At 30.5% G+C, this 9,240-nt stretch carries 8 protein-coding genes; all 8 read left to right on the top strand.

Annotated features, from left to right (window positions below; genetic code table 11):
* The first annotated feature begins 162 nt into the window (after positions 1-162).
* Positions 163-777 carry a TetR/AcrR family transcriptional regulator gene (locus HMPREF3045_RS01440; RefSeq protein WP_037328262.1) on the top strand — a complete coding sequence of 205 codons (615 nt, stop codon included), beginning with the start codon at positions 163-165 and terminating at the stop codon, positions 775-777.
* A gap of 107 nt (positions 778-884) precedes the next feature.
* Positions 885-2,654 carry an ABC transporter ATP-binding protein gene (locus HMPREF3045_RS01445; RefSeq protein ID WP_070736840.1) on the top strand — a complete coding sequence of 590 codons (1,770 nt, stop codon included), beginning with the start codon at positions 885-887 and terminating at the stop codon, positions 2,652-2,654.
* Positions 2,651-4,375 carry an ABC transporter ATP-binding protein gene (locus tag HMPREF3045_RS01450; RefSeq protein WP_070736841.1) on the top strand — a complete coding sequence of 575 codons (1,725 nt, stop codon included), beginning with the start codon at positions 2,651-2,653 and terminating at the stop codon, positions 4,373-4,375. Before HMPREF3045_RS01445 ends, HMPREF3045_RS01450 begins: the two co-directional genes overlap by 4 nt.
* Before the next feature lie 25 nt (positions 4,376-4,400).
* Positions 4,401-4,991, top strand: a complete 591-nt coding sequence (locus HMPREF3045_RS01455; RefSeq protein ID WP_070736842.1) for an MptD family putative ECF transporter S component — start codon at positions 4,401-4,403, stop codon at positions 4,989-4,991.
* Entirely contained in the window at positions 4,991-5,719 is a 729-nt protein-coding gene (locus HMPREF3045_RS01460; protein WP_070736843.1) for an energy-coupling factor transporter transmembrane component T, read from the top strand. The genes HMPREF3045_RS01455 and HMPREF3045_RS01460 overlap by 1 nt, the downstream gene beginning before the upstream one ends.
* A complete protein-coding gene (locus HMPREF3045_RS01465; protein WP_070736844.1) occupies positions 5,716-7,107 on the top strand; it encodes an ABC transporter ATP-binding protein in 1,392 nt (463 codons plus the stop codon). Before HMPREF3045_RS01460 ends, HMPREF3045_RS01465 begins: the two co-directional genes overlap by 4 nt.
* 384 nt (positions 7,108-7,491) lie before the next feature.
* Positions 7,492-7,629: a hypothetical protein gene (locus HMPREF3045_RS09280; protein ID WP_180362995.1), complete on the top strand. Its 138-nt coding sequence runs from the start codon at positions 7,492-7,494 to the stop codon at positions 7,627-7,629.
* 55 nt (positions 7,630-7,684) lie between these two features.
* A partial coding sequence (locus HMPREF3045_RS01470) for a recombinase family protein (protein ID WP_070736845.1) occupies positions 7,685-9,240 on the top strand: 1,556 nt, incomplete at its 3' end.

Consider the following 9,240-nt stretch of genomic DNA (forward strand, 5'->3'; position numbering starts at 1 on the left):
TTACTGTGCTTGCTATTAAAGTTATAAGCGCTAAGCGTGTTATTTATAGTAAATAAGATTATACCATACTTAGAATGTAAATTCAGGGCACTATTGACAAAAGTGTAAGAAAATGATAATCTATATTAATAGAACGAGTGTCGGTCAATAGGTGGTGAGGTTTTGGTAAAGAGAAATGTAAAAGATCCAGAAGAAAGAAAACAGGAGCTTATAAACATAGCATCCAGACTTTTTGAGAAATATGGGTATGAGAAAGTTTCTGTTAGAGATATTCTCGCAGAAGTTAATGGAGCGCCGGGAATGTTTTATTATTATTTCAAATCAAAAGAAGATATTTTCTTGGCGTGCATGGAAACATATTTTGAAGAAAAACTAAAAAATAAGTTAGATATACTTCAAAATAAGGAAATAGATTACGAAGAAAGAATAAAAATTCTAAGAGAACTCATAGTAAAAGATATCAGTCAATTCACAACAAGATATAATTTTTCAAAAGAGAATTCAATTACAGATAACTCGTACAGGATATGGGAATTGATTCATTACATTGGAAAATTTATAGATGTCTATTCAGAGTTTATAATTGAAGGAATTGAAAATAAAAAAATAGAAAATAATATGGGAATAAACAGGGAAAATGTGAGAAGTTTTGCAGCTTTTATTTTATACGGAGCTGTTGGAACAATATATAATGACTATATTATTAAGGGAGAAAACAAAACAAATTCAAGTGAAGCCTTTGGAATAATAAGCGAACTATTTCAAAGACCTCATTAGAGAAAAATAAAATATAAGTATTTTACAAGGGAAACATCAATGGTGTTTTCCTTGTATTAGTTTTAAGGTAAATGAACGAACTCGTTCGGTAAGGAGGTATGTTTTAGATGAAAAAGAAGAAATCAATCAAAGATATTATTTCCTACAGTGAAATAAAAAAAGGACAACTTGTAGGAGGAATATTATTTGTTAGTCTTGGGATGCTATTAAGTATTTGTCCAATTTTGGTGATATACAAAGTCATAAAATCTCTATTTTTATATGGAAAATTAGAACAAAGTACAATACAGTTCTGCACCTATGGACTTGCAGCAGTGGTATTATCATATTGTTTAACTTACATTGGCGGTATTTTATGCCATAAGTTTTCATATGTTTTAATAGCTAACTTAAAAAAGAAGATATTATTTCATATTGGGAATCTTCCTTTAGGTTTTTATACTGGAGACAACAAGTCAAAAATAAGGCAAGTATTAGGATCGGACATGAATCAAATTGAGAGATATTTTTCTCATCAATTACCAAATTTAATTTCAACTTTAGCACTAATTTTAGCAATGATAATTGTTATGTTGAAGATAAATTTAATATTAGGTCTTACGACTTTGTTAATTATATTTGTTGGTTTAGGAATTCAGATTGCAATCATGGCAAAGATTATAAAGTCGGGTGGACTTGAGAAGAACTTTGCGATTTTGGATCAAATTAATTCAGCAACTACTGAATACGTTAAAGGTATGCCGGAAGTGAAAATATTTGGAACAGGAGCAAAATCATTTAAAACTTTTTCAAAGTCAGTAGGAGAATATAGAGATTTTACAAGTTCGATGACATCAATGATAAGACCGGGATTTGTTTCATTTAGAATGTTTATTTTATCTGTTGCTACATTCATAGTTCCAGTAGGAATACTTTTAATGTCACGAAATAATAACTTGGATTTTGCTACAGTTTTTATTTTCTATGTAATTCTTGCACCTGCCATTAGCGTACCTGCATTAAAACTTAGAGATTTTGCAGAAGGAATGAATTTACTAAATGAAGTTGTTTTGAGAATCTACGAAATTATAGATCAAAAAGAATTGGCAATTGAAGATAGTGAGGAAGAGATAAAAGGTCATGATCTTGAATTTAACAATGTAAGCTTTTCTTATGGAGATGAAGAGGTTTTAAAGAATATAAGCTTCTGTGCTAAACAAGGAGAAGTTACAGCATTGGTTGGCTATTCGGGAGCAGGCAAATCTACCATTGGAACGCTAATACCCAGATTTTACGATCCTTCAGAAGGCTCTATTAAAATTGGTGGAGTTAATATAAAAAATATTCCGATGAACGCCTTAATGGAGAGGATAGCATTCGTTTTTCAAGACAGTGATCTTATCACAGATACAGTATTCAATAATGTTGCTATGGCAAAGAAAGGTTCTACAAAAGAAGATGTTATAAAAGCCTGCAAAAAAGCAAGATGTCATGATTTTATTGAAAAACTTCCTGATGGGTATGACACTGTTTTGGGTAAAGGGACTTATTTATCTGGAGGAGAGAAACAACGTATTGCTGTAGCAAGAGCGATTTTAAAGAATGCACCAATATTAGTATTAGACGAGGCAACAAGTTTTGCAGACTCTGAAAATGAATATCTTATGCAGGAAGCTTTATCTGAATTGGTTAAGGATAAGACGGTTATCATGATTGCTCATAGGTTAAATACCATAGAGCATGCAAATCAAATTTTAGTAATATCTGATGGAAAAATTGCAGAAAGAGGTAAGCATGAAGATTTAATCGTTGCAGATGGAATATATAAGCGACTCTTTGATATTTATAAGAAGACAAATATTTGGCAAATGGACATAGAAGGGAGTGAGAATGAATGATAAGAAATATTACATTAGGAAAGATGAATAATATAAGAAAATCAATTATTTTAAATGTTTTGGCATCTATTTCCAACCTTATACCATTTATTGCTTTGGCGAAAATTGTAGAAACACTATTTTTAAATAGAGGTTCAGATAGTATAGATACGAGCCTTTTATGGAAGTATTTTGGGATAATGGCAGTATTTTTCTTAATAACATTCTTATTGGAAAATTTAGCCACAAAATATACCTATGAACTTGGATACAAGACAAGTGCAGATGGAAGAATAGAGCTTGCAGACCACATAAGAAAACTGCCGATAGGTTATATTTCAGGGAAAAGCTCAGCAGAAATCTTAGATACATTAATGAATGATTTTTTCAAAGTTGAAACGGCAGTAACTCATCAATTACCTCAATTTTTCAGTGGAATATGTGTAGCGGTTCTTTGCTCAATATTATTTTTGATAATTAATGTAAAAATGGGAATAGCAACACTTATTGGATTGCCGATTTCTGTTCTACTTCTTACACTCATGCAAAACTTTCAGAAAAAAATTTATTTGAAAACAAAGAAAATGAGGATAAAAGAGGAAGAAGATATAAACGAATATTTGGATGCTATTAAGACTCTGAAAGCTTATAACAGCTTAGATGATACATTAACAAAGCTTGAAGAAGATATAGATGACTCGAGAGATGCAAATATTAAGAGTGAGAAAGGAGTTGGTTCATTAACTACCATAGCAAGTATGATTTTAAGAATAGGACTTCCTTTGATGAGTTTAGCGGGTTCCTATTTGTTTATAAATGGATCTTTGGAAATTGATACATTTTTAATGTTCTTATTTGTAGGCACAAGGATTTTTGACCCCTTGGAGCTTGCACTTGTAAATTATACAGGTCTACAAATGGCATCAGTTTCAGGAGAGAGAATCATTAACTTGCTTAACGCTAAACCTATGTCAGGAAATTGCGATGTGAACGAAAGCAACAAAATTGAAATCTGTGATGTTTCATTTTCTTATAAGGACTCTAAGGTTATTGATAATGTGTCATTAGACATTAATGAAAATGAATTAACTGCTTTTGTTGGTTACTCTGGCTCTGGGAAATCTACACTAATTAAATTAATCTCCAGATTTTATGATCCTAATGAAGGGACAATTAAAATTGGTGGGGTGGATTTGCTAACAGCCAATCCTGATAAATTAATGGAAAAATTTTCTGTTGTTTTTCAAGATGTATATCTTTTTAAAGACACAATTTATAACAACATAAAGTTTGGTAATGAAGATGCGAGTAAAGATGAAATAATGAATGCTGCAAAAATGGCAGGAGCTTATGACTTTATAGTCAAAAAAGATGATGGATTTGAAACTATGATTGGACAAGGAGGAGCGACTCTGTCTGGAGGTGAGAAACAAAGAATATCAATAGCGAGAGCAATATTAAAAAACGCCCCAATAATACTACTTGATGAAGCAACATCTTCGCTTGATCCTGAAAATGAACTTATTATACAAGAAGCAATATCAAATTTAATTAAGAATAAAACAGTTGTGGTTGTAGCTCATAAATTAAGGAGCGTAATGGGAGCTGATAAAATTGTTGTTTTAAACAAAGGAAAGGTAGAGGAAGTTGGGAAGCATGAAGAACTTATTAAAAATGAAGGACTATATAAAGACTTATGGAACTATCAAGAAAAGTCTAAAGAATGGAAGATTGTACAGTAACAATCAATTTTAAGGGAGGAAACTTATGAAAACACAAAAGAAATCATCAAAAAACGCAGTTACAGCCGGTGTTTTAATTGCACTTTACTTTGTAACATATGCAGTAATTGGGGCAATATCTATGCCTGTCCCTGTTTTATTTTTACTAATGCCTATGCTTGTAGCACTATTTGCTGCACCAACCTATCATATGCTTCTTGCAAAGACAAGGTCAGCTACTGCTATTGTAATCGCAGCTATTTTACCAAGTATTTTATTAGTTGCAACTGGGCATATTCCAATTGCACCATTAGTGGCAGTGCCTGCCGGAATAATTGCCATGTTCATAGCAAAAGGTGGAAATTATATAGACTTTAAGAAAAATACAATTAGTCATATGTTTTTTTCTCTAAACTTATTTGGAGGATTCTTACCAATTTGGGTTATGAGAGAAGCGTTTTTTGAAAGTGTAATAAAAGGTGGCTTAGATCAAAGCTTTTGTAACACAGTAAGAGCATGGACACCAATATGGATGTTACCAGTTATGATTATAGGAACATTTATATTCTCTTTGATTGGTTCTTATTTTACAAAAAAAATATTAAATAAAAAGTTGGAATCCGCAGGAGTTTTATAATGGAAAATTCAAAGTTTGTTCTGGGGTCAAAATATGACCTCAGAACAAAACTTATCTTGCTTATGGGTGCGAATATTTTAATTTTTTTAGGGTTTGATTGGATCTATCAAAGCCTTATTACATTATTTTTCCTTGTCATCATTATTAGCGATGGTTATAAAAAAACCGCTATAAGATATATTTTATTTTTTGTAATAAGTGTAGTATTGGAAAAATCTTTAGCCTATTTAAATATGAATTTTCTTTTGAATTTAATTTTATTTATCTTAGCAATTGGAAGAAAATTTCTGCCGTGTATTATCGTGGGTAAATGGATTTTAAATTCAACATCTGTTTCCAGTGCAGTGGCAACTTTACAAAAATTAAAACTTTCAAAAGACTCGCTCATAATGATTTCTGTAATATTTAGATGTTTGCCTACTATTAAAGACGAATGGAGTCATATAAATATGGCGATGAAAACTCGAGGAATTAATTTTAACTTAATCAATTTAACAAGAAGACCAACATTAATTATGGAATATTTTTTTGTGCCATTGTTCGTAAGTGTGATAGAAATTGGGGATGAGCTCTCTCAATCAGCCATTATAAGGGGACTCGATGCTCCTGTTAACAAAACAAGTAGACACCTAATTAAGTTTAGAAAAAATGATATTGGTGTTCTAATTCTTATGATTTTAATTTTATCAATAGTAATATTTATGAAAGTGTCAGGATGGGATTTATGATTGAAATTAGAGAATTAAGTTTTAAGTACAAGGGAGGATCTGATTACTCATTAAATGATATAAACTTGAAAATCAAAAAAGGGGAATGCATTCTTCTATGTGGCAGGAGCGGTTGTGGAAAGTCCACTCTATTAAAGCTTATGAACGGCATAATACCTGAGTTTTATGATGGGGATATTTCTGGCAGCGTTATGGTCAATGGTATGAATACATTTACCACACCAATTTATAAATTATCTAATAATGTAGGCTCGGTTTTTCAAAATCCTAAAACACAATTTTATACAACCAATACAACCGATGAAATTGCTTTTGGTTTAGAAAATTACGGAATAGAAAGAGAAGTAATTAACAAAAGGATTGAAGAAGTTGAAAAAGAGCTTCATCTTGAAAACTTGATGAATAAAAATATATTCAATCTTTCTGGAGGAGAAAAGCAGAAGATTGCTATAGCAAGCATTTACGCATTAAACCCTGAGATATTTATTCTTGATGAACCATCTTCAAGCTTAGACATAAAGTCAATGAAAGAATTATCGCTTACAATAAAAAAGCTTAAATCTTTAGGAAAAACTATTATTATTGCAGAACACAGGTTGTGGTATTTAAAAGGCATTGTTGATAGAGCAATATACTTAGAGGATGGAAAAATCATCAGAGAATATAGTATGGACGGAATTGAAAATCTAAGTGAAGATGAACGAATGAGAACAGGACTTAGGCATTCTGATTATAAAGCTATTGAAAAATTTTATGATTTTGAAACTTCAAATAAAGGGACTTTATTAGAGTTAAAAAATCTGATATTCAAAAGAAATACCAGAATAATTTTGTCCATTGAGGATCTTAAATTTTGCTATGGGAATATTATTGGAATTGTTGGAGAAAATGGAATTGGGAAGTCTACATTAGCAAAAATTATATGTGGCTTATACAAAAAAAATAAAGGTAAAATTTTAAAAGATGATGAGAATTTAAATATAAAAAGTAGGTTAAATGAAAGTTTACTTATAATGCAGGAAGTGAACTGTCAGTTATTCACGGACACTGTTAAAGATGAAATAGTATTAACATCAAATATTAAAGATGATAATGCTTTAGATACTTGGTTAAAAGATATGGAGTTGAAAAATATCAGTGATAGGAATCCTCACACCTTGTCAGGAGGACAAAAACAGAGAGTGATTATCTTATCCGCTTTACTATCCGACAAGAGAATTCTGTTTTTTGATGAACCAACCAGTGGATTGGACTATAGAAATATGAAAATAGTAGCTAAAAACATAAAGAAAGTAAAAGAAGAAGATAAGTTGATTTTAATAATATCCCATGATGTTGAGTTTTTAGAGTCAGTTTGTGATAAAATGATTGATTTCATGTATTTGTGAAAATGCATACATTAGTAAATTACAAGAGGGACATATGATAAAAACGCAAGAAAAACAAGAAGTTGTGAATAGTATTTTTTATAATACTCAATAATATAAACTTTATAATTTTTTTATTTTAGAGGATTTATGCCTAGTAGCATAAGTCCTCTTTTTATGATCAAATTAATTATTAAAACTCAAAAATACTATAAAAAAATAAAAATTTTGGTTACCAAAGAGGGCAAATTTCACTTTATAAAGTGAGGGGTGTTTTATCATCTTTTTATAAAAATCCAAATACTTTGAAGTGTGAAGATTCTTGAAGTTGCTTAGGTGAGATTAGAATTTTTCAAATTTAATTCACTTATCAAGGTAAAAAAATAACTTACATAGGAGGTTAAAATGCAAGCAATAAAGATTTATAGCATGAGAGTTGCTATGTTATGTAGACTTTATGATCTTAAATTAATTAATGATAAGGAATATACAAAAATAAAAAATAGAATAGAAAATGATTATAAGAATATGGAAAGAAATTAATTAATCTTGTGATATAATAACACTGTAGAAAGATACAAAATGGGAAGGAGGTAAAATGAATACTAAAGTAAAAGTAATAAAAGCTTCAAATACAGGAGCAAGAAATAGAAATGCGCTACATTTAGATTTAAAACGCGTTGCAGCATATTGTAGAGTAAGTACTGATAGTAAAGACCAACTTGAATCATATAAATCGCAAGTTGATTATTATACAAATCTAATAAAAAATAATAAGAACTGGACTTTGGCTGGTGTATATGCAGATGAAGCAACAACAGGAACAACTGCTACTAAAAGAGCGGATTTCATGAGGCTAATAAGTGATTGCCAAAATGGAGATATAGACATGATAATTACTAAATCTATATCAAGATTTGCCAGAAACACATTAGATACTTTGAAATATGTAAGGCTTCTAAAGGAAAATAATGTTGGTGTAGTATTTGAAGAAGAAAATATAGATACTTTGACAATGGATGGAGAGTTACTATTAACAATATTAAGTTCAGTAGCTCAACAAGAAGTAGAAAATACCTCAGCCCATGTGAAAAAAGGACTAAAAATGAAAATGGAAAAAGGGGAACTTATTGGTTTTCAAGGTTGCCTTGGATACGATTATGACCCTACAACAAAAAGTATCTCTATAAATGAAGAAGAAGCCAAAATTGTCAGATACATCTTTAAAAGATATTTAGAGGGTAATGGTGGTTCAGTCATTGGCAGGGAATTAGAAGAACAAGGATATTTCACTCCTAGAGGTAAAACGAAATGGTCTGACACTACAGTGTTAGGAATAATTAAAAATGAAAAGTATATTGGAGATATACTAATGGGAAAGACCTTCACAGTTGATCCCATAACTAAAAGAAGACTAGCAAATTTTGGAGAATCTGACAAATATCACATCGAAAATCATCACGAGCCAATTATATCAAAAGAAGATTTTGAAAAGGCACAGGAGATTAGACTCAGGAGAGCACAAAATAGAAACACCATTGCTAATAAGGATAGAAAAAGAGAAAAACTATCAAGACAATACGCTTTTTCAAGTATGCTGGAATGTGGATTTTGTGGCGAAATACTGTCAAGAAGAACATGGCACACTAGTTCAATTTATAAAAAAATTAACTGGCAATGTGTAAGGTCAACTAAAAAAGGTAAAAAATATTGTCCTCATTCAAAAGGAATACAAGAAGCAGCAATAGAAAAAGCATTTGTTGAAAGCTATAGGCAATTATGCCATGCAGATTCAACAGTAATAGATGACTTTTTAAAAATTGTTGAAGAAGAAATAAATGATAATACTTTAGTCAAGGATCTGAAAAAGATAGAAAATCAATTAAATAGAATCATTAGTCAAGAAAGAAAGTTAGTTGATCTTCATTTGGAAGATAGTATTGACGAAGAAGTTTATGCTAAAAAGTATAAAAAACTTACAAAGCAAAAAGAAGAATTACTTGATGAAAAGAAAACACTAGAGCTAACTATCAAAGATGAAAACTCTATTAAAGAAAGATTAAAGCAATTTAAAAAGGTGTTAGAGAATAGAGAAATTATAGAGGAATTTAACAGAACAGTATTTGAAAGCATAGTTGATAAAGTCGTGGTGGG

This window comes from Anaerococcus sp. HMSC075B03 (assembly GCF_001815585.1).
Taxonomy (GTDB): domain Bacteria; phylum Bacillota; class Clostridia; order Tissierellales; family Peptoniphilaceae; genus Anaerococcus; species Anaerococcus vaginalis.

Coding starts and splice junctions, on each gene's coding strand:
- HMPREF3045_RS01445 (WP_070736840.1), top strand. CDS start 885: ATGAAAAAGAAGAAATCAATCAAAGATATTATTTCCTACAGTGAAATA.
- HMPREF3045_RS01450 (WP_070736841.1), top strand. CDS start 2,651: ATGATAAGAAATATTACATTAGGAAAGATGAATAATATAAGAAAATCA.
- HMPREF3045_RS01455 (WP_070736842.1), top strand. CDS start 4,401: ATGAAAACACAAAAGAAATCATCAAAAAACGCAGTTACAGCCGGTGTT.
- HMPREF3045_RS01460 (WP_070736843.1), top strand. CDS start 4,991: ATGGAAAATTCAAAGTTTGTTCTGGGGTCAAAATATGACCTCAGAACA.
- HMPREF3045_RS01465 (WP_070736844.1), top strand. CDS start 5,716: ATGATTGAAATTAGAGAATTAAGTTTTAAGTACAAGGGAGGATCTGAT.
- HMPREF3045_RS09280 (WP_180362995.1), top strand. CDS start 7,492: ATGCAAGCAATAAAGATTTATAGCATGAGAGTTGCTATGTTATGTAGA.